The sequence below is a fragment of the Halorhabdus rudnickae genome (genome assembly GCF_900880625.1).
GTDB lineage: Archaea > Halobacteriota > Halobacteria > Halobacteriales > Haloarculaceae > Halorhabdus > Halorhabdus rudnickae.
On record NZ_CAAHFB010000001.1, the window covers coordinates 1,276,315 to 1,302,133 of the forward strand.

At 59.4% G+C, this 25,819-nt stretch carries 23 protein-coding genes, 1 tRNA gene and 1 pseudogene; 13 read left to right on the forward strand and 12 right to left on the reverse strand.

The window, feature by feature from the left end:
• Window positions 1-24 precede the first annotated feature (24 nt).
• The 3 genes from BN2694_RS06350 to BN2694_RS06360 all read left to right on the forward strand — a co-directional run bounded on the left by BN2694_RS06350 (window position 25) and on the right by BN2694_RS06360 (window position 2,885).
• Window positions 25-501 (forward strand): redoxin domain-containing protein, encoded by a 477-nt coding sequence (locus BN2694_RS06350; protein ID WP_135663609.1) that lies wholly within the window; start codon window positions 25-27, stop codon window positions 499-501.
• Between the two features lie 469 nt (window positions 502-970).
• Window positions 971-1,891, forward strand: a complete 921-nt coding sequence (locus BN2694_RS06355) for a dihydrodipicolinate synthase family protein (protein WP_135663610.1) — start codon at window positions 971-973, stop codon at window positions 1,889-1,891.
• A 118-nt stretch (window positions 1,892-2,009) separates the two neighbouring features.
• Window positions 2,010-2,885 carry a hypothetical protein gene (locus BN2694_RS06360; RefSeq protein ID WP_135663611.1) on the forward strand — a complete coding sequence of 292 codons (876 nt, stop codon included), beginning with the start codon at window positions 2,010-2,012 and terminating at the stop codon, window positions 2,883-2,885.
• A gap of 149 nt (window positions 2,886-3,034) precedes the next feature.
• On the opposite strand, the gene BN2694_RS06365 is transcribed toward BN2694_RS06360, so the two are convergent.
• The 3 genes from BN2694_RS06365 to BN2694_RS06375 all read right to left on the reverse strand — a co-directional run bounded on the left by BN2694_RS06365 (window position 3,035) and on the right by BN2694_RS06375 (window position 4,926).
• The gene (locus tag BN2694_RS06365) at window positions 3,035-3,403 is read right to left on the reverse strand and encodes a hypothetical protein (protein WP_135663612.1); all 369 of its coding nucleotides are present in this window, start codon (window positions 3,401-3,403) and stop codon (window positions 3,035-3,037) included.
• 245 nt (window positions 3,404-3,648) lie between these two features.
• Window positions 3,649-4,344, reverse strand: a complete 696-nt coding sequence (locus BN2694_RS06370; protein WP_135663613.1) for a phosphoglycolate phosphatase — start codon at window positions 4,342-4,344, stop codon at window positions 3,649-3,651.
• Between the two features lie 51 nt (window positions 4,345-4,395).
• Window positions 4,396-4,926: a J domain-containing protein gene (locus BN2694_RS06375; protein WP_135663614.1), complete on the reverse strand. Its 531-nt coding sequence runs from the start codon at window positions 4,924-4,926 to the stop codon at window positions 4,396-4,398.
• 133 nt (window positions 4,927-5,059) lie between these two features.
• Here BN2694_RS06375 and BN2694_RS06380 point away from each other — a divergent pair, with 133 nt between their 5' ends.
• Window positions 5,060-6,325 carry a M48 family metallopeptidase gene (locus tag BN2694_RS06380; RefSeq protein ID WP_135663615.1) on the forward strand — a complete coding sequence of 422 codons (1,266 nt, stop codon included), beginning with the start codon at window positions 5,060-5,062 and terminating at the stop codon, window positions 6,323-6,325.
• On the opposite strand, the gene serA is transcribed toward BN2694_RS06380, so the two are convergent.
• Together serA and hcp are read right to left on the reverse strand one after the other, a co-directional pair.
• Complete coding sequence (gene serA, locus BN2694_RS06385) at window positions 6,326-7,891, reverse strand: phosphoglycerate dehydrogenase (protein WP_135663616.1); 1,566 nt, start codon at window positions 7,889-7,891, stop codon at window positions 6,326-6,328.
• 106 nt (window positions 7,892-7,997) lie between these two features.
• Window positions 7,998-9,305, reverse strand: a complete 1,308-nt coding sequence (gene hcp / locus BN2694_RS06390) for a hydroxylamine reductase (RefSeq protein WP_210408921.1) — start codon at window positions 9,303-9,305, stop codon at window positions 7,998-8,000.
• A gap of 519 nt (window positions 9,306-9,824) precedes the next feature.
• On the opposite strand from hcp, the gene BN2694_RS06395 reads away from it, so the two are divergent.
• Window positions 9,825-10,517 (forward strand): hypothetical protein, encoded by a 693-nt coding sequence (locus tag BN2694_RS06395; protein WP_135663617.1) that lies wholly within the window; start codon window positions 9,825-9,827, stop codon window positions 10,515-10,517.
• Window positions 10,518-10,563: 46 nt separating this feature from the next.
• Window positions 10,564-11,553 carry a Kiwa anti-phage protein KwaB-like domain-containing protein gene (locus BN2694_RS06400; RefSeq protein ID WP_135663618.1) on the forward strand — a complete coding sequence of 330 codons (990 nt, stop codon included), beginning with the start codon at window positions 10,564-10,566 and terminating at the stop codon, window positions 11,551-11,553.
• Between the two features lie 222 nt (window positions 11,554-11,775).
• Here BN2694_RS06400 and BN2694_RS06405 read toward each other — a convergent pair whose 3' ends face one another.
• A complete protein-coding gene (locus tag BN2694_RS06405; protein WP_135663619.1) occupies window positions 11,776-12,765 on the reverse strand; it encodes a glutathione S-transferase family protein in 990 nt (329 codons plus the stop codon).
• 179 nt (window positions 12,766-12,944) lie between these two features.
• Between BN2694_RS06405 and BN2694_RS06410 the strand changes: the two genes are divergently transcribed.
• Both BN2694_RS06410 and BN2694_RS06415 read left to right on the forward strand, forming a co-directional pair.
• A complete protein-coding gene (locus tag BN2694_RS06410; protein ID WP_135663620.1) occupies window positions 12,945-14,252 on the forward strand; it encodes a hypothetical protein in 1,308 nt (435 codons plus the stop codon).
• 85 nt (window positions 14,253-14,337) lie between these two features.
• Window positions 14,338-14,868, forward strand: a complete 531-nt coding sequence (locus BN2694_RS06415; RefSeq protein ID WP_135663621.1) for a 50S ribosomal protein L16 — start codon at window positions 14,338-14,340, stop codon at window positions 14,866-14,868.
• 409 nt (window positions 14,869-15,277) lie between these two features.
• Here the strand turns inward: BN2694_RS06415 and BN2694_RS06420 are convergent, their stop codons facing one another.
• Window positions 15,278-15,640 (reverse strand): hypothetical protein, encoded by a 363-nt coding sequence (locus tag BN2694_RS06420; protein WP_135663622.1) that lies wholly within the window; start codon window positions 15,638-15,640, stop codon window positions 15,278-15,280.
• Between BN2694_RS06420 and BN2694_RS17395 the strand changes: the two genes are divergently transcribed.
• Both BN2694_RS17395 and BN2694_RS06430 read left to right on the forward strand, forming a co-directional pair.
• A complete protein-coding gene (locus BN2694_RS17395; RefSeq protein WP_135663623.1) occupies window positions 15,630-15,959 on the forward strand; it encodes a helix-turn-helix domain-containing protein in 330 nt (109 codons plus the stop codon). The two genes, BN2694_RS06420 and BN2694_RS17395, sit on opposite strands and share 11 nt — an antisense overlap.
• 212 nt (window positions 15,960-16,171) lie before the next feature.
• On the forward strand, window positions 16,172-17,773 hold the full coding sequence (locus BN2694_RS06430; RefSeq protein WP_135663624.1) for an oleate hydratase: 1,602 nt from the start codon (window positions 16,172-16,174) through the stop codon (window positions 17,771-17,773).
• 144 nt (window positions 17,774-17,917) lie between these two features.
• On the opposite strand, the gene BN2694_RS06435 is transcribed toward BN2694_RS06430, so the two are convergent.
• The 5 genes from BN2694_RS06435 to BN2694_RS06455 all read right to left on the reverse strand — a co-directional run bounded on the left by BN2694_RS06435 (window position 17,918) and on the right by BN2694_RS06455 (window position 20,417).
• A tRNA-Phe gene (locus tag BN2694_RS06435) sits at window positions 17,918-17,991 on the reverse strand.
• A 54-nt stretch (window positions 17,992-18,045) separates the two neighbouring features.
• Window positions 18,046-18,417, reverse strand: coding sequence for a methylglyoxal synthase (locus BN2694_RS06440; RefSeq protein ID WP_135663625.1), 372 nt, complete (start codon window positions 18,415-18,417; stop codon window positions 18,046-18,048).
• Between the two features lie 64 nt (window positions 18,418-18,481).
• Entirely contained in the window at window positions 18,482-18,769 is a 288-nt protein-coding gene (locus BN2694_RS06445) for a HalOD1 output domain-containing protein (RefSeq protein ID WP_244605376.1), read from the reverse strand.
• A 166-nt stretch (window positions 18,770-18,935) separates the two neighbouring features.
• Window positions 18,936-19,601 (reverse strand): helix-turn-helix domain-containing protein, encoded by a 666-nt coding sequence (locus BN2694_RS17400; RefSeq protein WP_210408922.1) that lies wholly within the window; start codon window positions 19,599-19,601, stop codon window positions 18,936-18,938.
• A gap of 351 nt (window positions 19,602-19,952) precedes the next feature.
• A complete protein-coding gene (locus BN2694_RS06455) occupies window positions 19,953-20,417 on the reverse strand; it encodes a deoxyuridine 5'-triphosphate nucleotidohydrolase (RefSeq protein ID WP_135663627.1) in 465 nt (154 codons plus the stop codon).
• 195 nt (window positions 20,418-20,612) lie between these two features.
• On the opposite strand from BN2694_RS06455, the gene BN2694_RS06460 reads away from it, so the two are divergent.
• The 3 genes and pseudogenes from BN2694_RS06460 to BN2694_RS06470 all read left to right on the forward strand — a co-directional run bounded on the left by BN2694_RS06460 (window position 20,613) and on the right by BN2694_RS06470 (window position 25,693).
• Window positions 20,613-22,586: an aconitate hydratase gene (locus BN2694_RS06460; RefSeq protein ID WP_135663628.1), complete on the forward strand. Its 1,974-nt coding sequence runs from the start codon at window positions 20,613-20,615 to the stop codon at window positions 22,584-22,586.
• A 229-nt stretch (window positions 22,587-22,815) separates the two neighbouring features.
• A pseudogene (locus BN2694_RS06465) lies at window positions 22,816-23,013 on the forward strand (IS1595 family transposase); the annotation flags it as partial.
• A 49-nt stretch (window positions 23,014-23,062) separates the two neighbouring features.
• The gene (locus BN2694_RS06470) at window positions 23,063-25,693 is read left to right on the forward strand and encodes a methyl-accepting chemotaxis protein (RefSeq protein WP_135663629.1); all 2,631 of its coding nucleotides are present in this window, start codon (window positions 23,063-23,065) and stop codon (window positions 25,691-25,693) included.
• Window positions 25,694-25,819 lie beyond the last annotated feature (126 nt).

A 25,819-nucleotide genomic window follows, 5' to 3' on the forward strand; every position in this document is an offset into this window, starting at 1 on the left:
GTGGCGATGTTGGACCTACAAGATATGGCCTCAACAGGCGATAGCGCACCGACGTTCACGGCGACGTTCAAAGGTAGCGATCACGAAACGTTCGATCTGGAAGAACAGTTGGGCGACGGGCCAGTCGTATTGGCGTTCTTCCCTGGCGCGTTCACTCCGCCGTGCTCGAACGAGATGGTCGCACTCCAAGACCACTACGATCGGTTCGAGGAAGCGGGGGCAACCCTCTTCGGGATCAGTGCCGACTCCTCGTTCTCTCTGGGAGCGTTCGCCGACGAGTACGATCTCGAATTCGATCTCGTCAGCGACATGGCCGGCGACGCGATCGAAGCCTACGATCTCACGATGGACATTTCGGAACTCGGTCTCCACGGAATCGCAAACCGGGCAGTGTACGTCCTCGACGACGAGGGCGCTGTCACATACGAGTGGGTCGCAGAAGATCCAACGAACGAACCGGATTACGACGCGCTTCTCGAAGCCGTCGAAGCTTCGCAGTGAACGACTGCAAGAACTGACAGACGCTTCTCGACGTGTGTGATCATCTCTGGAACTATTCTGATTCGAGTGAGAGAAAACGACTTCTGAGTCAGAAGTTGTGCCTATCCGTTTACAAACGGATCGCCCGTCAATCCGAATGGACTGGCTCCCCTGCCAGTCTACTGGCGCGACACAGACAGCGGATTCGCGCTCAGTTCGGATCTCATCACCTCCCCGGGCATCCGGGGATGACAGAAGTGACGGCTGATCGCCGCCTCTTCGGCGTGTTGCTCATCCCCTCCCTTTCGTGTCAACACGTCTTTTCCCCGTCGGACGAACCTGTCCAGAGTCCCTGACATACCCTCACCTTCCTCACCGATCGCCCGAACGTGATGGTGCGAGGCGAACGTGTGAACTAGTCCAGTTGTGCCTGGAGTGGGGGCTACATGCACCCCAGTCCTTAATATCGGACCTCCGATAGCCAGAGACAATGCCCGAGCACGCACCGCCACCGGGATCGGAGGACCCGCTCGACCTCCAGGGGGTTATCCCGCCGACGCTCACGGCGTTCGACAACGAGGGGGCCGTCGACTACGAGCAGACGGCCGCCCAGGCTGAGTTCGTCGTCGATCGAGGCGCCCATGCCGTCTTCCCACTGGGAACCAACGGCGAGTTCCCGCTGGTATCCGGCGACGAACGCGAACAGGTCATCAAGACGGTCGTCGCGGCCGTCGGGGACGAGGTCCCGGTGATCACCGGCGTCGGTGCGCCGGGAACCCAAGAGACCGTCGAACACGCCGAGCGCGCAGCCCGAGCGGGCGCAGACGGACTCGTCGTGGTCACGCCCTATTACTTCCCGCTCGATCACGAGGGTGCGGTCGAACACTATCGGCAGGTTGCAGCAGCCGTCGAGCGGCCGATCTACGTCTATCACATTCCGCCACGGACGGGCAACACGCTGGCGCCAGAGACACTGCAGGAGATCGCGGCCATCGACGGCATCGCGGGGTTGAAAGACACCAGCGAGGATGTCCCGTGGCTCGGTCGAGCGATGGCCGACAGCCCCGACCTGACGTATCTGGCGGGCTCGAACGCGCTGCTGTATGCCGGCCTGGAGATCGGCTGTTCGGGACTGGTCAGCTCCGTGGCCAACGCCTTCCCGGAACTGGTCGTCGACCTCTACGAGGCGTTCGACGATGGCGACGAGGATCGAGCCCAGCAGCTCCAACGGCAGGTCCTCGACGTGCTGGCGGCGTTCGATCGCGGGCCGTACATGGCAGCCGTCAAGACGGCGCTCTCTGTTCGGGACGTAGACGTTGATCCCGGACCGTTGCGGAGTCCACTCCGGCGGCTGAACGACGAGGAAACGGCCGCACTAAAAGCGGACTTGGCGGAACTGGGCCTCCTGTAAAGGACCATGTGGGTCAGCAGTGTCGACACACCGATGCTGATCCGCCGGTCGGCCACAGCAGCGTGAACGTATCCGAACCGTTATACGACCGACGGGAGACCGTACGCACTGGACAATCATGAGTGAACCCACAGTCGAACGCGTCGATCACGAGCGATGGGGCGAAAGTGTCCGTATCGCCAACGGAACGATCGAGCTGCTGGCGCCGACGACGATCGGCCCGCGGATCGTCCGCTTCGGGTTCGAGGGCGGTCCCAACGAGTTCCAGCTCTTCGAGGAGGGTCGCGACGAGTGGCCGCTGGTCGGGGGCCATCGACTCTGGCATGCGCCCGAGAACAGCGATCGAACCTACGAACCCGACATGGACCCAATCGAGGCAGAGGTACTGATCGACGGGGTTCGTCTCGTCGGACCGGAGGATCCCGGCGCTGGCGTCCAGAAGGCGATCACCGTGCGGATGGGGACCGGCGCGTCGGTCGAGGTCGAACACGAACTCACGAACCGGAATCCCTGGCCCATCGAGTTCGCGCCCTGGGGAATCTCCGTCCTCAAGCCGCACGGCACGGCAGTGCTCCCGTTCACCCCGCAGGCCGACGAGGATTCGCTGTTGCCCGACCGGTCGATTCAGTTGTGGCCCTACACCACACCCGGCGACGACCGGATCGACTTCGGCGACGAGTACGTCTCCGTCAGCCAGGACACCGACCGCGATCCGATGAAGATTGCCACGTCGGGCGCGGACGGGTGGCTCGCCTATCACAACGACGGCCACGTCTTCCGAAAAGACTACCCCTACGATCCCGACGGGACGTATCCGGACGCGGGCAGTGCGGCCGAAGCCTACACCGACCAGGCCATAATGGAAATTGAATCGCTGAGCCCGATCCGGACCGTCGAACCCGGCGAGACGGCCACGCACACCGAGACGTGGACCGTGGCGGAGGGCGTCGACGCTCCGGCCGACGCCGCCGAGGTTGAGCCGGACGACGTCTAAAACGAGACGGACCGTCTGGGTGAAGGGAATATCTTCGATTTGCCGGTTTCCCGGCGCTCACTCGCGTCTTCCTGGCGACCAATGCTTACTCCTCGTCGTCTTCCTGGCGACCAATGCTTACTCCTCGTCGTCTTCCTGGCGACCAATGCTTACTCCTCGTCGTCTTCCTGGTGGCCTTGGGCTTCCCAGATCTCGATCATCTTCTCGGCGAAGGCTTCCGTTCGGACCGGATAGCCGCGTGGCCCCGTCTCTTCGATGGGTTCCTCAGCGACGTCCGCAACGAACTCCTCGTCGAAGTCCATCTCGACGAGCGTCTCGGTCACGTCGAAAGTGAGCGTCTGCTCCTCGAGGTCGTTTTCGAGCCAGGGTGCCTTCGACTGGGTCTCGTCGTACTCGATTTCGTAGGTCTCCCCGCCGAAGAGGTCTCTGAGCGCGTCTATCTTCCCGACTTCGAGCCACTCGTCCGCCCACTCGACGAAAAGCGTCCCGTCTTCGAGTTTCGTATCGTAGCGTTGCATGGGGGCTGCTCGTGGGTGAGTGCTACGCGGCTGGCGGTAAATAATCCACGAAGGGGTTACCTGACCGGGAGCGCTCGCTACGACGGGTGCGATCGCTCCTTGGCCTGTCGAGACCGTTGGACGTACCGACTGGAACGACGGACACTTTCGTCGTCTCCGGGGCGTCGTCGAAGGAACCGTGGTGTCCCGGCTCAGGGCCTCGGGACCGACGCCACCTGCGTGGCCCCAAGTCCCGGCCTGTCGGATCAGAATTGTCCAGCCACGACGCGATCGAGGGCCTCGAGGAAACCGTCGGCGAAGGACTGGTCAGTGACGTGGTCGGCCGCATCGATCGCTGCGGCGTCCGCGTTGGCGACGGCGATCGCCGTGCCGGCACGCTCGAAGGTCGAGACGTCGTTTTCGGAATCCCCGACGGCAATGAAGTCCCCCGGTTCGTAGCCAAGCGACGGGGCGACAGACTCCAGGGCGGCCCCCTTGCTCATGTCGGGGGACTTGACGTGGTAGGCGTAGGTCGTGTCGACGACTTCCAGGCCGTGTTCGGCAGCGATCTCTCTGAGGGGGTCGATCGGGACGTCATGGGCCAGCGCGACCTCGGTCTCGCGCCAGCGGTTGACCAGATCCGCCGGCCCCCACCCGAGGTCGTAGCCCGCCGCGACGTACTCGTCGGCGACGGCCTGGGCGGCCTCCCGGTCGCCGTGGCGTTCGATCCCTTCGGCCGTCTCGACGAAAGAGAGACCGCCGTTCTCGGCGATGACGTTGCGATCCAGTCCGAGGTAGTTACACAGCGCGATCGGGAACGGAAGGACCTTCCCCGTCGCGAGGACGACCGATGACGACCACTCCCGGAGCGCTTCACCCACGCGCGGATCGAGGATCATGTCGTCGTCCGTCAGCGTACCGTCGATGTCGGTCACCAGCGGGGGAGCCGCATTCTCGGTCATATCGAAGCGTCCGATCCCCGTCGGCTTGCCGGTTGTGCTTCAACCCGGACGTCACTCCCGAAGGGTCTCGTAGGCATCCTGGACGCGTTTGAACGCCTCGCTGTCACCCTCCGCGGAATCAGGGTGGACGTCCTTGACGCGCTCGCGGTACGCTTCTTTGATCCGCTCCTGACCGGCGTCCGGCCCCACGCCGAGTACATTGCGAGCCTCCCGTCGGGCGATCGAACTCCCGTCCGGGCGGGGCCGTCGACCGCCGTTGGTCCGTCGCGCTCGCTCACGCCGTGCCCGGCGTCCACGACCACGTTCCGCCCACCGCCGGGAAGACCCATCGTGTCGGTCCGCCCTTCTGGGACCTCGGCCCGTCGATCGGTTACCGTTGGCCGCGGCCCGCTGCTCGACGCGACGATAGATCCGGGCAGCCAGTCGACCGCTGGCGTGCATCCACAGGAAATACGTCACGACGCCGAACAGCGCCGCCGGGGCGAGAATCGCAGGATTGTACAGCGCTCCAGCGACGGCTAGCGTGGCCGTCATCGCGGCGAAGGCTCCGGCCAGCCCGGACAGCAGTCGCGACCGTTGCACGGCCGGCAATTGGAAGTCTATCGGCCTAAACCTCTCGCAACCCCCCTCGTTTGAAGGGGTCTCCCGCTGTGATCGTTGGCCCGTCCATCTTCGGGTCCGTTCCCTTTTGCTCGTCGACGTTCAAGCGCCGGGTATGCTCGTCTATCACGTCCTCTTCATCGTGGTGCTGGTCGGGACGGAAGCGTTCTTCACTGCGCTTGCGACGCTGAATCTCCGACACGCCGAGCAGACCGTCGCCGAGGAGAGTACCTGGCTCCGGGAGCGCCTCGGCGTCGACGATCCGCGCGAACTGCTCGATTACAACCGTCTCGGGACAGCACTCTCGCAACTACAGACGTGGATTACGCTCGTGATCGTCCTGCTGGTCCTCTATTCTGGCGTCTACGCGGACGTCGTCGCCGGCATCGAGGCGACCGGCTGGCCATTCGTCGTCCGCGGGACCGTCTTCGTTCTCGGGGCCATCCTCGCCCTCCAGGTGCTCAGCCTCCCCTTCGACGTCGTCGAGACGTTTGTCGTCGAGGAGCAGTTCGGGTTCAACCAGCAGACGCTCGGACTGTGGCTGCGCGATCTCGTCGTCTCGCTGGCTGTGATGGTCGTCCTCGGCGGGGTGCTCGCCGCCGCCCTGTTCGCAGCGATCGACGCGATCGGGAGCCTGTGGTGGATCGCGGCCTGGCTGCTGTTCGTCGGCTTCGCGCTGTCGATGCAGGTCATCTATCCGCGGGTGATCGCGCCGCTGTTCAACGACTTCGAGCCGATCGAGGGCGGCGACCTCGAAGACGCCGTCCGGGAGGTGTTCGACCGGGCCGGGTTCACCTGCTCGCAACTCTACGAGATGGACGCCAGCAGACGGTCGAGCCACTCGAACGCGTACTTCGTCGGGTTCGGCCGGACCAAGCGCGTGGTCCTGTTCGATACACTGATCGAGCAACTGTCGATCCCGTCCCTCCAGGCAGTGCTGGCCCACGAACTCGCACACTACGAACGGGGTCACATCTGGAAGCAACTCGCAGCCGGAACCGTGCAGATCGGCGTCCTGCTGTTCGGGGCGTCGCTACTGGTCGAAGCGACCTGGCTGTACGACATGTTCGGCGTCGCAGGGCAACCGATCTATGCGGGGCTTGCCCTTGCCGTGCTGTGGCTCGAACCCATCGGACGGTTCATATCGCCGCTGACAAATCGCCTATCGCTGGCTCACGAACGGGAAGCCGACGCGTTTGCGGTCGAAGTAGCCGACGCCGACGCGATGGTCGACGCGCTGGCGGCCCTGACAGGCGAAAACCTCTCGAATCCGTTCCCGCACCCGCTGTACGCCACGTTCCACTACGATCACCCCCCGATCCCCGAGCGCATCAGACACATCCAGGAGACAGCGGGCGAAAGAAGTGACCGACCAGCCTAATCAGTTCAGCTCGACGACTTCGACGTGGGTGACGCGGTCGTCACCCTCCATGGCCGCGACGATCTCCTCGTCGACGGGGTCGTCGAGGTTGTAGACAGACATGGCCTCGCCGTCGATGGCCTGCCGGGCGTTAGCCATCCCGGCGATATTGATATCGTGCTCGCCGAGGACCGAGCTGAGCGAGCCGATCACGCCCGGCTCGTCGTTGTTGTAGGAGACGAGCATCGTCCCGTGGGGGATCGCATCGACACGGAAGTCGTCGATCTCGACGATCCGTGGCTGGTTGTCGCCAAAGAGTGTCCCGCTGACGGTCAGTTCGTCCTCGCCGTCGCCGACGGTGATCGAGACGAGATTCTGGTAGTCCTCGGTCTCCCGGCGACGACTCTCGACGACCTGAATACCGCGCTGCTCGGCGATCCGCGTCGGCGCGTCGACGACGACGTCCTGCCAGCCGAAGGGGTTGAACACGGCCGCCGTGATCAGGTCGACCTCCTCGTCGGCCAGGTCGCCGGCGTACTCGATCTCGATCGACTGGATGCGGCCGTCGAACAGCCGAAGAGCGAGTTTACTGGCCGTCTCGGCGACGTCGACGAACCCACGGGTTCGCGCATCCGAACTCGCGTCCGTCGAGGGGATGTTCAGCGCGTTCTGGACCTGTTCACCTTCGAGCCCGTCGATGATACTGTTGGCGGCGGTGACAGCGACGTTGACCTGTGCGTTGTAGGTTTTTGCCCCCAGGTGTGGTGTGACGACGACATCGTCGACGCCGAGAAGCGGGTTGTCTTCGGCCGGTGGTTCCGTCGAGAAGACGTCAATGCCGGCAGCTTCGATGTCTCCACTCTCGACGGCGTCGGCCAGCGCTTGCTCGTCGATGATACCGCCACGGGAACTCAACACGACTAGGTCACCCGCGAAGCGGTCGATCTCTTCGGGACCGATCAGCCCGCGGGTCTCGTCGGTGAGGCGAGCCTGGACCGAGAGCATGTCGACACGTTCGAGTAGCTCGTCGAGTTCGACCAGCTCGATTCCCATCTGGCGGGCGCGGGCCTCCCCGAGGTAGGGATCGTAGGCGAGCAGATCCATCCCGAGGTTGTCCAGCCGCCAGGCGACCTCCTGGCCCAGGCGACCCAGTCCGACGATCCCGGCGGTCATCCCGCCCAGTTCCAGCCCCTCGAAGGATTCGCCGTTCCAGTCCCCGTCTTCGACCTGCATGTGGGCCTGCGGGATTCGCTTGGCGGCGTTGAACGCCAGGCCGATCGTGTGCTCGGCGGCCGCATAGACGTTGCCCCGCGGCGCGTTGGCGACGATGACATCGTGGTCGGTCGCCGCCGGGATGTCGATGTTGTCCACCCCGATCCCCGCCCGCGAAACGACCTTGAGGTTCGGTGCGTTCTCGAACACCTCGCGGGTGATTTCCGTCCCGCGAATGAGCATCGCGTCGATATCCTCGACGATCTCGAGGACACCCTCCGTGTCGATGTCGACATCTTCGACGACGTCCAGGCCAGCGCTGCGCAGGCGCGCCAGGCCCGCGTCGTCGATCGGGTCCGTGACCAGTACCTTCATGCACGAAGGGAATTTCCCCACCACATTAACCTTTTAGAGTTCGTCGCGACGCGCGAGTCAGAGCCGGCGAGAAAACAAGGAGCCGCTGAATAGTACTCCGGGCTCTTCAGACCGGCTCGCCGAGCATCTCGGCGAGGTCCTCTTCGGGGTCACCGATCGCCTGGAGACCGAACTCGTCGTTGAGGAGCTCGACAACGTCATCGGTGAGCCACTCGGGAATCGTCGGGCCGATACGGACGTTCTGGATGCCCAGATCGAACAGCCCGAGCAGGACGGCGACGGCCTTCTGCTCGAACCACGAGAGGACGATGCTCACGGGCAGGTCGTTGACGCCGCAGTCGAAGGCCTCCGCAAGCGCCTGGGCGATCTTGACCGTCGAAATGGAGTTGTTACACTGCCCCAGGTCGATAAAGCGGGGGATGTCCGTGCCGGGGACGGTACCGTACTCGAGATCGTTGAAGCGGAACTTGCCGCAGCCGGTCGTCAGGACCACGCAATCGTCGGGAACCGACTTTGCGAGTTCGCGGTAGTACGACCGGCCGTCCGTGGGTCCGTCACAGCCCGCGATGACGAAGAAGTGCCGGAGTTTGCCCGCTTCGACGGCCTCGACGATCTCCGGGGCCAGGTCGAGGACGGTCTCGTGGTAGAAGCCCGTCGAGAGCGTTTCATCGCTGTTCCACTCCTCGGCGGCCGGCTCAGGTAGCTCCTTGGCCTGTTCGATGACCGGCGCAAAGTCGCCGTCCTCGATATGGGTGGCCCCCTCCAGACCGGCGACGGTCGTCGTGTAGAACCGATCGACGTAGTCGTCGACCGGCGGCATCAAGCAATTGGAGGTCCCGACGATGGCACCGGGGAACTCACGGAAGAGGTCACGCTGATCGAACCACGCCTCGCCGACGTTGCCCTTGAGGTGGTCGTATTTGGCGAGTTCGGGGTAGCCGTGGGCGGGCAACATCTCCGAGTGCGTGTAGACGTTGATCCCTTCGCCTTTGGTCTGTTCGAGCAGTTCCTTTAGGGCGTACAGATCGTGACCAGTAACGACAATCGACTTGCCCTCAACCTGATTTTCGGGGACCTCCGTTGGTTCGGGTCGACCGAGCGTATCGATGTGGGCCTGATCGAGCAGTTCCATGGCGTCGATCGCAGCCGACCCCAGGTCCAGAGCCTGGTCGATCGTCTCGTCCATGTCGAAGTTGACGTTCGTCAGCGTGTGGAACAGCGTCTCGTGGACGGTCGCGTCGACGCCCTCGTCGACGTACCCCATCTCGCGGGCGTGGTGGGCGTACGCCGAGACGCCCTTCGCACCGAGGATCATCGTCTCCTGAACACTGTCCAAGTCCGGGTCCTTGCCACAGACGCCCTGGACGGTACAGCCACCGTCGAGCGTTTGCTCGCATTGCAGGCAGTCCATCATACATCCCTGACTCGTCACGCCACCCATATACTTCGTCCACCGCCTCCCCGTCCACTGGGAATCCGGACGAAGGTGTTCGGCCACCCTATTTATATAGGGATTCTGAACGTCGAATTTCCTAAGCAGTAGCGATCCAAACGTACAAAACGATGATCGATTGTGTTAAATAATGTTGTTTCTATGGTTCAACCGAGGTCAGCGGGTGGTCCACTCGGCAGTCAGTCAGGATCGTATCGTATCGTATTGGTAGTGTTCAGATAAGGATCCAACCAGAGTGAGACTACTCTGAAAGCCCTCGCCAGTTTCAGTCCCGCGCCTCGCTGCGCGCTTCGGCCGCGTTGCGGCCTGCAGTGCTTACGTCGTCGGGGTTCCCGAAACTGGCTCGCCCTTTCACTCCACCAGGATTCGGCTGATTAGCGGGGAGAAACAGATTCTCTGATCGGTACTTATCTGAACACCGCCATCGTATTTGACACTATTGCTTTTATTATCACTCGCAAAAGTGCGATTATTATAAGGATGGCTAACATTACAATCCCTCTACTCAGCGCAATTATCGGAGGCCTTTCTGGCGGACTTGTTTTTTCTTTTATACAGAGCTGGGCATGGCGGTGGTATACGAAGCCGAAGTTAACAATTGATGCATCAGCAGCAACTGCTTTCGAAACAAATGACGAAGGAGAGATCTCTGCTCGGGTATTTCGAGTCCCGATTCAAAACCATGGCCGGTCCTCGGCTGAAAACTGTAAACCAGAATTGCGGATGACTGGAAATTTAGATGGGAATGAATACGTGATAAACACTCAACTTCACTGGTATGAGGATGAGAATCCAAGTAGAATAACGATTAATTCCGGTGAACGAGCAAAGTACAATCTTCTTCGGGTGATGACAGAAGAAACAGATGATTATATTACAGTTGACCCTACGTTTATTGTTCAGTTTGCTGGCCCCGACGGATGGGGTGGAGAAGATAGCATCGTAAAGTGGGAATATGATGACGATACTGGCCGTGCAACAAATGTATCCGTTGGGTCCGATCTTGAACGAGATACTTTTCAAGAGATTTCGTGGGAGTATGCTGAAATTATTGTTACTGCTGGGAATACTGACAAGATCGAGTCAAGCATAGAACTTGATCTAGGAGAAGAACGAGGGATGGTAGGGATGGAGGTGATGTTCAACGAAGGCGAATATTCATCAGAGCAATGAGTTAGTTCTTTATTGTTACAGTAATGAACACAAAGAGAAGATACGAATGACAATTGATCAATTCCGGGAAGCAGTGAATCTATTGGAATCAAATCAGGAATTAGATCGGGACTATATATTGGGTGTAGAAGTCCCTACGACCGACTCTATTTTAGCAGAGCGCAATCTTACAGCATTGGAATACCACGAAATTTCTCTTGATCCCGAGGTTCGCCAGAAGATACAATCAATCGCATCTTCTAGGGCTCAAAGTTACCTCACCGATGTTGATGATGGGAGTCGAGATTATAGGGAATATGATATAACTAATACAGAACAAGACACTGTTCCGCTCCAATATGCTGACCCAAACAGTATCGAACACTTTGAGCGATACGAACCTCTGTTGAACGAGACAAATTTCAATACAGAGTCTTATGACACTTTCTCAGACATAAGCTTCCAGTGTCTCCGAATCAGTAATGAATCGGACGAACAAGTACTTATTTTTCAAAAGTTCTCAAATCGTCAGATTTCAGGTAACACAGAAGACCTTCGTATTAGTGAGAGAGATGACCAGTATCAAGAGTTCGAAGATACCGTAATTACAATCCCAAAGAGGGTCGACTGTATACTCTATGAAGGCACGATATATGTTTTTGCTTCAAAGAAGTTTGAAGATATATTTGATTATTTGAGCCAGTATGAGCGTCATGCAAATGATGTCCTCAGGGGAATAGACAGTTCCGAATTACGTATACATAATATGGACGAATTTGTTGATTCAATTCTTGGCGACCGGAGAGCACTACGTAAGATGAAATCAATCGAAGAGCGGGGACTCTATGATTCTCTGGACCAATCACAGGTTGAAAGTATTGTGAGTGACTACGACCTCGGGATAGAAATACAAGCAGATGAGAGTGGAGAGTGGGGTATACATATACCAGATATGAGAAAGAAATGGGACGTAATACGACTGCTTGACGACGATCACTTAGAATCTTCACTTACAAGTACTCAATATCAGGTATACGGCAAAGATCAGCGAGACTAATCCGGCGATCTGATCATGTTAATATTCTAGATTAGATTAGACATAGAACTATAATAAAGAGAAGGGCTCTCCACAGCTTGTTATTTTCATTAACTTAGTATTTTCATTCTAACTCTATTATATGCACAAAGGTGTCCTGATCGGTCGACGGGTCAAGTGCTGTCATATACACAGTGGCACGCCTTTGAAGTCTTTAGTTGTCATGGAAGGGGTTGAAGGCCGCTACACTAGATCGGCCGGCGGAGTGCCGGACAGGTCGTTCCTGTCGTGTGGGGCCTCGAAGTCCGGGTCCGGTCCCTTCGGGACGATCCGCTTGGGACTCACGTCGGGATGAGTCGTGTAGTAGTGCTCTTTGATGTGGTCCATGTCCACCGTCTCGGCGATGTCTCCTGTCTGATAGACGTCCCGCAGATACGGCCAGAGGTTGTCGTACTCCCGGATCAGCCGATGATTGCACATGAAGTGAGTGTGGTAGACCTCGTCGAAACGCACGAGCGTGGTGAACATCGCGATGTCGGCCTCCGTCAGGCGGTCGCCCGCGAGGTAGCGCTGGTCGGCTAGTACCGAGTCCCAGTGATCCAGGGCGTCGAACAACTCCGCGACCGCCTCGTCGTAGGCCGCCTGGGAGTCGGCGAATCCGGTCCGGTAGACGCCGTTGTTGATGGGCTCGTAGATCTCCTCGATGAGCCGGTCGACTTCCTCGCGGTAACCCTCCGGGTAGAGGTCCACGTCGTTGTCGGCGACACCGTCGAATTCGGTGTCGAGCATCCGCATGATCTCGGCGGACTCGTTGTTGACGATGGTGCCTTCCTGTTTGTCCCAGAGGACAGGGACAGTCACACGACCGGTCATGTTGGGATCGGCTTTGACGTAGACCTCACGGAGATAGTCCGCGCCGTTGACCCTATCGGGCGTACAGCCGTCCTTCTCGGGGGTGAACTGCCAGCCGTCGTCGCCGCGGTAGGGGTCGACGTAGTCGACGGTGATTGCGTCGTCCAATCCCTTCAATTTCCGCGTGATCAGTGTCCGGTGAGCCCAGGGACAGGCCCGACAGACGTAGAGATGATACCGCCCGGATTCGGGCTGGAAGTGGGCATCGGGCTCGTCCTCGATGCGATCACGGAAGGCAGTCGTCTGGCGCTCGAAGGTGCCGTCTTCGTTGGTTGTCTCGTAGGCGTCGGTTCGCCACTCGCCGTCAACGAGCATATTCATCGTGTGTTGCCGTTGTGTCTGGACGGCCAAAAGCGTCGCAGTAACCCGCGTGTCACCGCCGGTCATTCATCCCGACATGCAGACTGGACCACCCCCGCTGTCGGAAGACGGTAGTCCGACAAGGATGGATTTTTGTACTTTCATTGATGAGTATTTAACGGGTAGGTCAGGGTGGTTATGTGCAAGGGGTGACCGACTTCTCGGAGGAGGATCCGGACAGAGCGCCGCTCACTGCGACCGAAACCGACGGACTGCTTGGACGTCCGTTGCTCGCAGATCGATCGCTGGAGACGTATCTCCGGGACGCCGAACAGCCGCAGTTCTGTCTGTGGAACCATCGAAACGGCGTCATCGTGGAAGGAAGCCAAGCGTATCGCCCGGACCGATGGTACGCTGGAGTGGCACTCTTGACCGATTGCCGGATCCTGTTCGCCGTCGGTCGATCGGACGGCGATCGAACGATCTCGATCCGACTCTCGGACGTCAGAGACGTCTCGATCGAGAACCGGCTGCTCGGAGAGACGTTACTTGTCGAGACAGCCGACGGTACCTATCGCTTTCCCTGCTGGGCGAACCTCGATCCCGTTCGGGAACGTGCCGGACACCTCGTCGGGACCTGGCGGACGGCCGAGGATCACCTCGATCGTGCCCGACGGACGCTCGATCGTCTCGAAGAACGTATCGAAAAGGAGATCGGTTCCGAGACCTGCTCGCTTTTCGAAACCGTCGAGAGTGAACTGGACACTGCCAGCGAGATCATCGGTTCGTTACCCGGCGTCGACGCCGTCCTGGGAGAGGAAATCACCGCTGTTCGAGCCGATCTGACGGCGTTGCGTCGGCAGGCCTACGCGGCACGTGGTGATCGCCTGTTCGAGCGGGCCGAGCGTCAGTGGGACGACCGCGAACTCGAAGCGGCCTTCGACGACATCGAAGCGGCCGCGGACGCCTACACTCGAGCGATCGAGGTCGACGCCGAGAAGCCACCCGACGAAGAACTGATCCAGCGGCGCGAAATCGTCCTCGCCGACCGCCGGAGACTCGCCAGAGCACCCCGCGAAGCCGCCGAGTTCGCCCGCGAAGTCGCCGCCGCGACCGAGGACCCCGAAGCGGCGATCCGCTGGTGGAAGACGACAATCCATCGGTACGAAACCGTATACACCCTGGACTGGGGCCGTGACCGACCCCGGTTCGACATCGATCGGGAGAAGGCCCGGCAAGCACTGGAAGTTGCCGCCCGGAACCTGGTGGAGGCCTATTGCCAGCGTGCACGAGAACACGCGAGCGAGAACGTCGCCACCCATCGTTCGAGCCTCCAGACGCCCCGTGATCGGGCAACCGAATCACTGGAGGCGGCCGACGCGCTGGCACGCGAACGGGTACCTGATATGCTCGAGGACGTTAGATCGCTCCGGAACGACATCGTTCGGGAAGAATCGACGACGGACGGGCGACAGCCCGGCACAGGTGTCAGTGCCGACGACCGATAGTATTCGACGACGCGTCGAGAACTGTGGGCGGGCGGCTTCGAAGCCCTTATCTGAACGGTTTCCCTCTCTTCGGCTAAGAGAAACCATGTCCGAAAAACCAGCCTCGATGTACCGGGACATCGACAAGCCGTCGTATACCCGGCGTGAGTACATCACGGGCATTCCCGGTTCGAAGATCGCACAGCACAAGATGGGCGACGCCGACGCCGATCCCGAGGATTACCCCGTCCAGATCTCGCTGGTGGTCGAAGAGTCCGTCCAGCTACGTCACGGCTCGATGGAGGCCTCGCGCCTCTCGGCGAACCGCCACCTCATCAAGGAATTCGGCGAGGGCAACTACAAGATGGTCCTCCGGAAGTTCCCCCACCAGGTCATCCGGGAGAACAAACAGGCAACCGGGGCCGGGGCAGACCGCGTCTCGGACGGCATGCGCCAGTCCTTCGGCAAGATCGTCGGTACGGCTGCCCGCGTCCAATCCGGCGAACGCCTGTTCACAGCATACTGTGAGGTCGATCAGGCCGCTGCCGTAAAGGAAGCTTTCCGACGCGCCTACAACAAGATCACACCACCCTGCCGGATCAAAGTCGAGCGCGGCGAAGAACTGCTGGTCGCGTAGATCACTTGGCCCGTCGTTCGACTCTCTCGTTTTTCGACGGCGTTCTATTCATACGCGACGCCCACTGGCGACGAACAGCTGTTCGGTCAGAGTCGGGAACCGTTCGACGGCCGAAACGAAGACGCGCACGTCGAAGGCGAGGACCACGATCGCGCCGACCACGTCGAAACCGAGATCGACGACCGTATGGCGCCAGCCGTAGTGGACGAGCCCGGGTCGACATCGAGTCGGTCGGCCACATCGCGGGCGACGAATTCGAGCAGTTCCCAGCAGACGCCGATCACGACCGTGAACGCGACCGTCATTGCGCCGACGGTCACGGAAAGGACATGTTCCCGGCCAGAGCGGGGAACGCCGCATAGAGCAACGCCGCGACGAACGCCGCCGAGACGGTGTGAGTGAGGGGGTCTCACCACCACGTCGATTCGTAGCGTCCGAGCATGACAAGTGAGTGGAGGAACCCGGCGATGCCGAGCCAGATCCCGAGCAAGGGGGGCTGAGCGAGCGATCGGTTTACCAATAGCCGGAATCCGATTCCGAGAATAGCGGGAGCCACCGCGAAAGTGAACGCGCCGAAAGCGTTGACAGCGGCTGTGACGTTCCCGCGACGGGCGGCGACGACGAACAGTCCGAGGATCGCTCCCTGAACCGAAAGAGCGAAAAAGTGAGGGGATCGACCACGGTCGTTCAGTCCATCACCTCGGTGCTGTCCCCCGGCGTCACCATGACGTTTTCCTCCACTGCCGGTCGTCGCCACCCGTGTGGCAGACACCGGTCTAGCAGACAGCCGATTGAATGGAACACAGAGGGACGGCCGAGAGCCGCTCTGCCTGCCCTGTGGCGCGACGAGCGTCGAGTTACGGCCACTCCGACTCTTCGAAACAGAGGCCGATAGGGACGACGACGGTCAGACCACGCCCCAGCACGAGGCGCTGCGTGTGGTCTACCGGATGGGGTACTTCGACATGCCGCGCGAGTCGAACCTCTCGGAACTCGCTGACGAGCTGAACACGATAACTTCGGCCCTGTCAGAACGATTGGGACGTGGACAGCGTCAGTTGCTCGAACGAACGATCGCTGGCTCGACTTGAATCTCGGCGAAGATATCTGATAAATAGCAGGATATATCCTGCAAACTGTTAGCTACCGGGAAGCCGTACTGGTAGGTGTGTGGAGACGGCGAACAGATCGACTTTCGGCGTTGCCCCACCGAACAGGAGATATGGACTATGACCACACAATTGCCGACAGTCGAATCGGACACCGTACGTGAAGCAACTGACAGCGTGCCGGAGGGCGACCGATGAGTACCGACCGATACAACCAGACGCCGCCGGCTAGCGAGCGCGAAGCCCACTTCGCCGGTGGCGGCATCGCGGGACTGGCCGGCGCCGCGTTCCTGATCCGGGATGGCAATGTACCCGGCGAGAACATCCACGTCTACGAGAAACTCGACGTGATGGGTGGCGCGATGGACGGTGCCGGCGATCCCGACGAGGGGTACGTCATCCGTGGCGGGCGCATGTTCAACTTCCCCGCCTACGAGTGCACGTGGGACCTCTTCCGGACGATTCCGTCGTTGGAGGACCCAGACACCTCCGTCAAGGAGGAGATGAACGAGTTCAACCGGCGCTACGAGTCTTACGCGGAAACTCGGCTGATGTCGGGCAGTCGCCGGATCGACGCCTCCCAGTACGAACTAGACACGCAGGATCGACTCGCGCTGGTCCGCCTGCTGGCAACGCCCGAACAGCGCCTGGGCGACACCCGGATCGAGGAGTGGTTCCGAGAGGAGTTCTTCGAGACGAACTTCTGGTACGTCTGGGCGACTATCTTCGCCTTCCAGCCCTGGCACAGCGTCGCCGAGGTTCGCCGGTACATGTACCGGTTCTTCCACGAGTTTCCTCAGTTGCACACCATGGAGGGGATCGATCGGACCAAGTACAACCAGTACGACTCCATGATCCTGCCGCTCCGGCGGTGGCTCGACGACAACGGGGTCGACTTCCAGTACAACACCAAAGTAACCGACATGGACGTGGTCACCTCCCGAGAAGGTCGGACCGTCGAGCGCATCCACATGGAGGCCGATGACGACCACGAAACCGTGGATGTCGACCCGACGGACATGGTGTTCGTCACGAACGGGTCGATGACCGACGGCTCCGATCTCGGAACGATGGACGAGGCCCCCCAAACCAACGAGACCGGGGCATCCTGGGAACTCTGGCGAAACCTCGCCGAGAACAACCCACAGTTCGGCGATCCCGAGGTCTTCGCTGGGAACGTTCAAGAGACCAAGTGGGAGTCGTTCACCGTCACGCTGGACAACACCGATCTGTTCGAGCATATCGTCGAGTTCACGCGAGAAGAGCCCGGAAACGGCCTGGTGACCTACGTCGACTCGAACTGGCTCATGTCCACCGTGGTCGCCGCCCAGCCACACTTCGCGAACCAGCCCGACGACGTGAAGGTTTTCTGGGGCTACGCACTGTTCCCCGACCGGAAAGGCAACTACGTCGAGAAGAAAATGTCCGAATGCACCGGCCGAGAGATCCTTGAGGAACTGTGCTATCACCTGAACTGTGAGGAGCGCCTACCTGAGATCCTAAAAGACGTGAACTGCATCCCCTGCATGATGCCGTTCATCACGGCTCATTTCCAGCCCCGCGAGCCCGGCGACCGACCGAGAGTGATCCCGGACGGGTCGAACAACCTCGCCTTCCTCGGCCAGTACGCCGAGCTGGACCGAGATGTCGTGTTCACCGTCGAGTACTCGGTGCGCTCGGCGATGACCGCTGTCTACGAGTTTCTCAACCTCGACGAGGACGAGATCCCGCCGATCAGCAAGCACTACCGCGATCCCGAAGTGCTACTGGACGGGATCAAGGCTTCCTACCGATAGGAATGGACACCCTATACCGCGACGAGCGAAACGAGTCGCGGTTTCACCAGACGTGACCGATAGGAGTGCCGAGTTCTTTTCCTACGTCTCCACAAGGAGTGGATCCGAGCGCCGCGAGGCTATGCGACGGAACAAAATGTTGAGTGCCGCCTCCCGGATTTGAACCGGGGACAGCTCGATCTTCAGTCGAGTGCTCTCCCAATCTGAGCTAAGGCGGCCTGTTCGGAAAGTCGGCAAGCGGTAGGAAAAGGATTTCGAAAGGCGGCGGTCCGTTACTCGTCGGCGAGTCCTTCGATCAGGAACTCCGCGGAGGTCCGGGTCGTCGCCATAGGCGTGTCATGGACGTCACAGATACGAAGCAGCGCTGAAATGTCGGGTTCGTGTGGCTGGGCAGTCAATGGGTCCCGGAGGAAGACAATGCCGTCGAGGCCCTCATCAGCCACTTCCGCGCCGATCTGCGTGTCGCCACCTAGCGGCCCGGATTGTTTCCGTTCGACATCTAACTCAGATTCTTCCATGATTCGCTTGCCAGTCGTCCCGGTAGCGACGATGTCGAACCCCGAGAGATCGTCCTCGTGGGAACGAACGAAGTCGATCATCTCAGGTTTCTCGTCGTCGTGAGCGATGAGTGCGATTCGGGTCATACTTCCACAAGGGGCGGCCGCAGGTAAAGATGTTGAGATCCAGTCGTTACAGACAACTTTTGGGTCACTCGACAGCAACGATGTCGACCGCGCCCGACTGATGGACCGTCACTTCGTAGGGATCGACTTCGAAGGAGAGTGTTTCCAGATCAGTCTCGTCGTCGAACAGCGATCCGAGTGAGTCGTCATCGACGTACTCGCCGAGCGGATCAAGGTCCCCGGCTTCGTACTCGGTCGCGTCGAGAATTGCGTCGATAACGATTTCGTCGACAGAACGGGGCTGAATCCAGTCTTCACCGCCTCCCTCGGCCACGTCAGGAATTACGTATAGATCGTCTGGGCACATATACATATTCCGACGACCGTGACGTATATAGGGACTCTTACCAGTTTCGCGCCGTGAAAGAGCGACAATCGTCGGACAGTTCCGGACCTCTAAAGCGTCGTGGTTCGTCCGGATCGTGTCTCCGCTATCCCGAATCAAGGCAGCCCCTGAAATATAAACTGATTGGGAGAAATCACTGCCTGTCGGCGGTCCCGTCCGCGTCACGTTCACAGACGGTGTTAGAGACGAGTACCCACAGACCCCGGCGGAGACGTTCGGAGGCTGCCTGCTGTGAGATGTCGAGTTCGTTGGCCAGCGAGGCGAGCGTGGTCTCCCGCGGGACCGAAAAGTAGCCCCGATTCCAGGCGAGCGTGACGATTTCGCGCTGGGAAGGCGTCAACCCGAACCCGTAGCAAGTCGCCTCGTCCCGGTCGTGGATCGACGTGACGTCGACCCGGACGCCGAGGTCGCGACATCGCTCACAGAGCGCCGAGAGGGCATCACGATCCGGGATTCGGAACCGGACGTCCCAACCCTCGCCGTCGCTGATCGCCGCGAGCAACAGTGCATCGTGTTCGATCGCGGCGTTATAGATCGACACTGCCGGCAGATCCCCCGGATGGATAGTACGATAGAGCGGCGCCTCGGCGGTCGTCGCGAGTCGCCGCACATCCTCGACAGTCGGATCGTCGGCGAGGGACGCGTCGAGATCAGCGGCCGGAACCCCCCGTGCCCAGAAGACGAGACGAAACGGCGTCGATTCACCGGCGTGAAGCCCCTCGAGTTCGAGACTGAGATCCGGATACTCCGCGAAGGTAGGCTGGAGTACCTCGGCATCGAATCGGCAACAGGCGATCATTGTCCGAAATCCATCTGGGCGGAAAGATGTGTCTTCGTGACATAAATTCCGCGATTCTCACGTGATACATATCCGAAAGACAGACCAGACTCACGGCGTGAGAGAACAGACCCATACAGTGACTGGACTAGAATCGGGACCGGGCGGAGCTCCCCCCCGTTCCACGCACGGTGTCGGCAACCCGGAGCACAGGTATGTCAGAGGCACGGGCTCCGATGTCAGCGGGTCGCGCCAACACCGTACCCTCATTCTGGAGGGGCTGGCCACATAACAGTAGCACTTGTATAATCAAGTAGTATATAAGGGGTGTCAAAACCGGGTCGCGAGGCTATCGACCGATCCGAACAGCGATTACGACAAATGTTCGCCTTGATACGATCCCTCGTAGGTATTCTGATGTGCGGCCTCAGCGAGGACGAGTTGGGCGATGCGGGCGCCCGCTTCCAACTCGATCCGGTGGTGGACTTCGAGTAGACCCTCGCCGCGCCCTTCGTAACCGGCGTCCCAGACAGCGGTATCGAGCATACAGGAGTTCCGCAGCAATGAGGAGCGGGGCAACAGGAACCCGACGTGGCCGTCAGGAATCCGGACGACTTCGGCGTACCGGACGACGTACCCACCGGGAGAGAGATCGAAGATGCCGTCCTCGCCTTCGATGCGCTCGCGCCCGCCCACTGTCTTGCCATCACGACCGACTCGACCGGCTTCGACCTGCTCGAATACCGCATCGAGTGTCAGATCGACACCGTTTGGCTGGATCTGGTCGTCACGGAGGTCCTCAAGCTGTGCGGCGACGAAGTGACCGCTCTTGAACATAGCGGGGGATCGCCGCTCGGGACCAAGAGCGTTCCGACGTTTGGATCGACGTTCAGGTTCGAGACTCCGAAAGCCGACCAGGCATGACCGACACGGTCGATCATCGGGGAACGGAGAAACCGCCAGAGGGCGAACCCGCAGCATTCGCGCCAACACCGGGGATTTATGTCCGTGCGCAGCCTCTTACTGGACGATATGGGACAGACGCTCACGGAGAAGATCCTCGACGACCACCTCGTCGAAGGGGAACTGACTCCAGGCGAGGAGATCGGCATCGAGATCGATCAGGCACTCACACAGGACACGACGGGGACGCTCGTCTGGCTGCAGTTCGAGGCACTCGACCTCGAAGAGGTACAGACGGAACTGGCGGCCCAGTACTGTGACCACCAGACGTATCAATTCGACTTTAAAAATACCGACGATCATCGGTTCCTGCGCTCGGCGGCTGGGACGTACGGCGCGTACTTCTCGCGACCGGGGAACGGGATCTGCCACCAGGTCCACAAAGAGCACTTCGCCGCGCCGGGCAAGACGATGCTCGGTTCGGACAGCCACACGCCGACGCCCGGCGGCCTGGGCGAACTTGCGATCGGCGCGGGCGGACTCGACCTCGCGGTGGCGATGGGTGGCGGCGCCTACTACATCGAGATGCCCGAGATCGTCAACGTCCGTCTGGAGGGCGAGTTGCCGGAGTGGGCGACCGCCAAAGACGTCATCCTCGAACTGCTCCGGCGGCTCTCGGTGAAGGGTGGCGTCGGAAAGGTTCTTGAGTTCACTGGCCCGGGCGTCGAGACGCTGACCGTGCCCGAGCGGACGACTATCACCAACATGGGCACGGAGCTGGGCGCGACGACGTCGATCTTCCCGACCGACGAGAAGACCAAAGACTTCCTCTCCCGACTCGACCGGGCCGAGGAGTACGTCGAGATCGGCCCGGACGAGGACGCCGAGTATCACGACCAGATCACGGTCGACCTCTCGGATCTGGAGCCGCTGATCGCCACGCCGTCGATGCCCGACAACGTCGTTCCGGTCCGGGAAGTTCAAGGCACGGACGTCGAGCAGGTCATCATCGGCTCGTGTACCAACGGCGCCTACGAGGACATTCTTCCGTCGGCGAAGATGCTCGAAGGCCGCGAGATCGATCCGACGACCGAGATGATCGTCGCCCCCGGCTCGAAGCAGGCTTCCGAGATGCTCGCCCGGGAAGGCTGGGCCTCAGAGATGATGGCCGCCGGCGTCAACTTCTCGGAAGCCACCTGTGGGGCCTGTATCGGGATCGGCCACGTGCCCGCCTCTGATTCGGTCAGCCTGCGGACGTTCAACCGGAACTTCGAGGGGCGGTCGGGCCTGGAGGACGACAACGTCTACCTGGTCTCCCCGGAGGTCGCGACCGCGTCGGCCATCGCCGGCGAGATTGTCGACCCGCGTGATTTGGCTACGGAACTCGGTGACCTGGACGCACCGGGTATGGAACTACCCGACGAATATTACGGTGCCGACACGGACATCATCGAGCCCGAAAACGCCGTCGACGACGACCTCATCAAGGGGCCGAACATCGGCGACGTGCCGCTGAAGGATCCCCTCGAGGCTGACCTGGGCGGGCCGACGCTGCTGAAGATGGGCGACGACATCACGACCGACCACATCATCCCGGCAACCCAGGACATCCTGATGTATCGGTCGAACGTCCCCAAGCTCTCGGAGTTCACCCTCTCGCGGGTCGACGAGGACTTCGCCCAGCGTGCGCTGGACGCCGACGGCGGGTTCCTGGTTGCGGGCGAGAACTACGGCCAGGGCTCTTCCCGGGAGCACGCAGCCCTCTGCCCGATGTACTTAGGCGTCGAGGGTGTGCTGGCCCAGAGCTTCGCGCGCATCCACAAGGCCAATCTGTTCAACTTCGGCCTGCTGCCCTTAGAGATCGACGAGGAAACGTACGAGAAGATCGACCAGGGCGACGACATCGAGATCGTCGACGACGTAGCGGGTGCCGTCCGATCCGGTGCCGAGGAGTTCACGATCCGGGTCAACGACGAGTGGGAGGCGACGGGCTACCTGGACGCCTCCGAGCGTGAACGGGAGATCCTCGCCGACGGCGGCAAGCTCCCCCACACCAAGTTGCAGTACGAACAGTCCGGGTCTGGGACGCCTGCCGACGACTGATCGGGACCGCCCCGAAACTCGCGGCGCTCGCTTTTTTGGCTCTTGCCAAGCCCAGTGAAACAGCGTGAGAATCACGGCATCCCGCCAACAATGCTGGAGTATGCCTACCCAAACAGCATTACCCGCTGTTTTTCCACAATTTCGCAAATATATTCGATATTATGATGTTTTTACTGTAAATTACGGTAGAAAAGATTAAATAGTTTTGCGACGCGACCAAGAATATATCACTGATGACGGCGTTTACATCAACCAGGTCGAGTGTCTCTGGTCACTGTTGAATCCGTGGCTGGCGAAATTCCGTGGTCTCTCCAAACCAGGATTGGAGTAGTCCGTCCGAACCTACGGGTTCGTCCGGACGCTCAACCTTGCTGGAGCACCGCTGCACGCGCTTGTTGAGTGCTTCGTCGTCAACGTGTTTCGCTAAGTTGGGCAAGAGCCTAAGATTTTATTATGAAGAACGGCTTTGTGGGGTTATGAAACAACTACTCGGTTTGCTGGCGGGAAACTTCAAAGATGAGCCGGGTACTACAGATGGATCAGAGATGACTGATGGGGATATAGAGATGGGAAAGACACCCTCATCAAACTTTGAAAGCGGTGGCAATGAGATTGTGACGGAAAGTGTTGAGTCGTTCGATTTAGATGGGCTGTCCAAGACGGAGGTACGAGCGGTCATCACAGAGTTGCATAATGAGCGTAATATTGCTCAGGAGCGTGTCCGCAATCTGGAGGACCGTGTTGAGGGGTTGGAGGCTGAATTGCGAGAGAAGGACCAGCGGCTTCACGACTATGAGGGTTCAGTGAATGAGTTACAGGGCGTTGTCACGGCAAATGCCGACGGTGATCTGACTCGGCGTGCTGAGATAGATTCTGATATCGACACGATTACCGACTTTGTTGCCACCTACAATGAGATGATAAAGCGGTGGAATGAGATTGCTCAGCAGTTGAAAACGGCCAGCCAGACTGTGACGGATGCGACAAAGACTGTTGAGGACGAAATCCATGCTGTCAGCGACAAAAGCGAAGAAATCGACACATCGGTCGATGATATCGCGCGTGGTGCTGAAGAGCAGAGTGACAAGTTGGGAGAGGTGCTTGATGAGTTGGAAAGCTTATCAGCGACGATCGAAGAGGTGGCTGCATCGACAGATGAGATAGCAACGAACGCAAGCGAGACGATTGAGCGGGGTGATTCAGCACAGCGGGCAGCAAGTGACGCGCTTGCTGTGTTGGAGTCTATGGAGTCCCAGACAGATGATCTGGTGACAGAAATTGAGGGTTTGAATGAATTGATGGGTGGGATTGAGGAGGTAATGGAGTTCATCACAGATATTGCTGAGGAGACGAATATGCTTGCGCTCAATGCGAATATCGAGGCCGCCCGTGCCGATCAAAGTGGTGATGGGTTTGCTGTCGTAGCGGACGAGATTAAGTCTCTGGCAACGGAGACGAAAGAAGCGACCGATGATATTGCAGGCTCAATCGAAGAGGTGAACGAGCAGACACAAACAGCTGTTGAGAAGATGCATTCGACGGAGGATGCAGTTGACGACACGCGGGAGGTAGTGCAAACCGCGATTACGGAGTTGGACGAGGTTGTCGAGATGTCAACCGAGGCGAGTCAAAGTATTCAGGAGACCAGTGAGGCGATTGATCAACAGGCTTCGACAACGCAGGAAGTCGTTGCAATGGTGGACGATGTGAGTGCGGGGAGCGAAGAAACGAGTGCTGCTGCACAGACTGCGGCTGAAGCGACGGAGACTCAAACGAAATCGATCACAGATATCGTCACGGAAGTTGAAACGCTAACGGCTGAGGCAGACGGTCTTGAGGGTGCCAGTGAGCAGTTTGAGACTGGCGAACGCGTGAAGCGAGTTGTTTCGAAGACGGATACAGAGGTTGACTTCTGGCACGCGATGGGTGGGCAGAAAGCGTTGATACTGACGGATCTCGTTCGTGAGTTTGAACAAGAGTATGGTGGAGTGCATTTCAACCTCTCATCGATGGGGAGCTATGATGGGACTCTGACAGAAGCACTGGCGGCTGCAGAAGAAGGAGATGCGCCAGCAATCACACAGGTTAACGAGATCAGCACTCTGAAAGCCTATGAGAGCGGGGCGTTCAAGCCGGCGGGTGAGTTGTTGCCAGCACAGACACAACACTCTCTCGTTGATTCGGTCCAGGAGTACTATACGATTGAGGGAACACTCCAGTCTGTACCGTTCAACTCCTCAAACCCGATTTTGGTGATCAACAAAGAGCTGTTTACTCAAGCCAGGTTGGATCCAGAGAACCCACCAGAGACGTTGAGCGAGGTCAAACGTGCGAGTGAACAGCTTGTCTCACAAGGCGTCGCAGAATTCGGGATCACATTTGCGAACTACTCGTGGTTTGTTGAGCAGTGGTTTGCTGAGGACAGTCAACAACTAGTCGATGCAGAGAATGGTCGCACTGGAACGCCGAACGAGGCGTACATAGATAGTAAGACGGGCAGAGAGTTGTTTGATTGGTGGGTGACGATGGAGCATGATGGGTTATATCAAAATCCTGGCGTCAAAGCCCGTGGCACGGCGAAAAAAGAGTTCCATGATGAACGAGTAGCTATGTTGATCGGGTCAACGTCGTCTCTCAATTCGATTGTCAGGCGTGCCGATTTTGCTGTTGAAACGGCACCGCTTCCAGTCTTGAATGAACGAAATGGAGTAGTTGTTGGTGGGGCTTCGTTGTGGGTTGGTGATGGACTTGCGAATGAAACTGAGTCGGTGGTGCGTGCATTCTTCGACTGGCTGTTGGAGCCTGAGCAACAGGCCCAGTGGCATCAGGAGACTGGCTACTTCCCGGTCACAACAGATGCAATCAGGCAGTTACAGACGTCAGGTTGGTTTGAAGAAAACCCCCACTTCGTGACTGCATTCACTCAGCTTCAAGATACGATCGATAGTGCAGCAACGAATGGAGCACTCATTCAGTCGTTCCCAGAGGTGCGCTCACTCATCGAAGAGTATCGCGCTGAGATGGCAACGCCAGCAACCGTTTCACGACAGCTCCAAGAGTTGAATAGCGAAATTGAAACACGTCTTGGATATCAAACCGATCGTTGACAGTCCCGCTCTATCGGGAGCGTGACCACGCCACCAGTAACGAAGAGTTCCAGCCTGTCGATCGACGCAGGCCCATGGCCGGACCTGACGGTCACGAATCGATAGAAAAACGAATAGTGGGGGTGG

Excerpts from the sequence above, each read along its gene's own strand:
- BN2694_RS06445 (WP_244605376.1), bottom strand. The coding sequence starts at position 18,769 with ATGTATATGTGCCCAGACGATCTATACGTAATTCCTGACGTGGCCGAG.
- BN2694_RS06370 (WP_135663613.1), bottom strand. The coding sequence starts at position 4,344 with ATGACCGAGAATGCGGCTCCCCCGCTGGTGACCGACATCGACGGTACG.
- BN2694_RS06415 (WP_135663621.1), top strand. The coding sequence starts at position 14,338 with ATGTCCGAAAAACCAGCCTCGATGTACCGGGACATCGACAAGCCGTCG.
- BN2694_RS06400 (WP_135663618.1), top strand. The coding sequence starts at position 10,564 with ATGACAATTGATCAATTCCGGGAAGCAGTGAATCTATTGGAATCAAAT.
- serA (WP_135663616.1), bottom strand. The coding sequence starts at position 7,891 with ATGAAGGTACTGGTCACGGACCCGATCGACGACGCGGGCCTGGCGCGC.
- BN2694_RS17400 (WP_210408922.1), bottom strand. The coding sequence starts at position 19,601 with ATGATCGCCTGTTGCCGATTCGATGCCGAGGTACTCCAGCCTACCTTC.
- BN2694_RS06460 (WP_135663628.1), top strand. The coding sequence starts at position 20,613 with ATGGGACAGACGCTCACGGAGAAGATCCTCGACGACCACCTCGTCGAA.
- BN2694_RS06395 (WP_135663617.1), top strand. The coding sequence starts at position 9,825 with ATGGCTAACATTACAATCCCTCTACTCAGCGCAATTATCGGAGGCCTT.
- BN2694_RS06405 (WP_135663619.1), bottom strand. The coding sequence starts at position 12,765 with ATGAATATGCTCGTTGACGGCGAGTGGCGAACCGACGCCTACGAGACA.
- BN2694_RS06355 (WP_135663610.1), top strand. The coding sequence starts at position 971 with ATGCCCGAGCACGCACCGCCACCGGGATCGGAGGACCCGCTCGACCTC.
- BN2694_RS06430 (WP_135663624.1), top strand. The coding sequence starts at position 16,172 with ATGAGTACCGACCGATACAACCAGACGCCGCCGGCTAGCGAGCGCGAA.
- hcp (WP_210408921.1), bottom strand. The coding sequence starts at position 9,305 with ATGATGGACTGCCTGCAATGCGAGCAAACGCTCGACGGTGGCTGTACC.
- BN2694_RS06440 (WP_135663625.1), bottom strand. The coding sequence starts at position 18,417 with ATGACCCGAATCGCACTCATCGCTCACGACGACGAGAAACCTGAGATG.
- BN2694_RS06360 (WP_135663611.1), top strand. The coding sequence starts at position 2,010 with ATGAGTGAACCCACAGTCGAACGCGTCGATCACGAGCGATGGGGCGAA.
- BN2694_RS06365 (WP_135663612.1), bottom strand. The coding sequence starts at position 3,403 with ATGCAACGCTACGATACGAAACTCGAAGACGGGACGCTTTTCGTCGAG.
- BN2694_RS06350 (WP_135663609.1), top strand. The coding sequence starts at position 25 with ATGGCCTCAACAGGCGATAGCGCACCGACGTTCACGGCGACGTTCAAA.
- BN2694_RS06380 (WP_135663615.1), top strand. The coding sequence starts at position 5,060 with ATGCTCGTCTATCACGTCCTCTTCATCGTGGTGCTGGTCGGGACGGAA.
- BN2694_RS06470 (WP_135663629.1), top strand. The coding sequence starts at position 23,063 with ATGAAACAACTACTCGGTTTGCTGGCGGGAAACTTCAAAGATGAGCCG.
- BN2694_RS06455 (WP_135663627.1), bottom strand. The coding sequence starts at position 20,417 with ATGTTCAAGAGCGGTCACTTCGTCGCCGCACAGCTTGAGGACCTCCGT.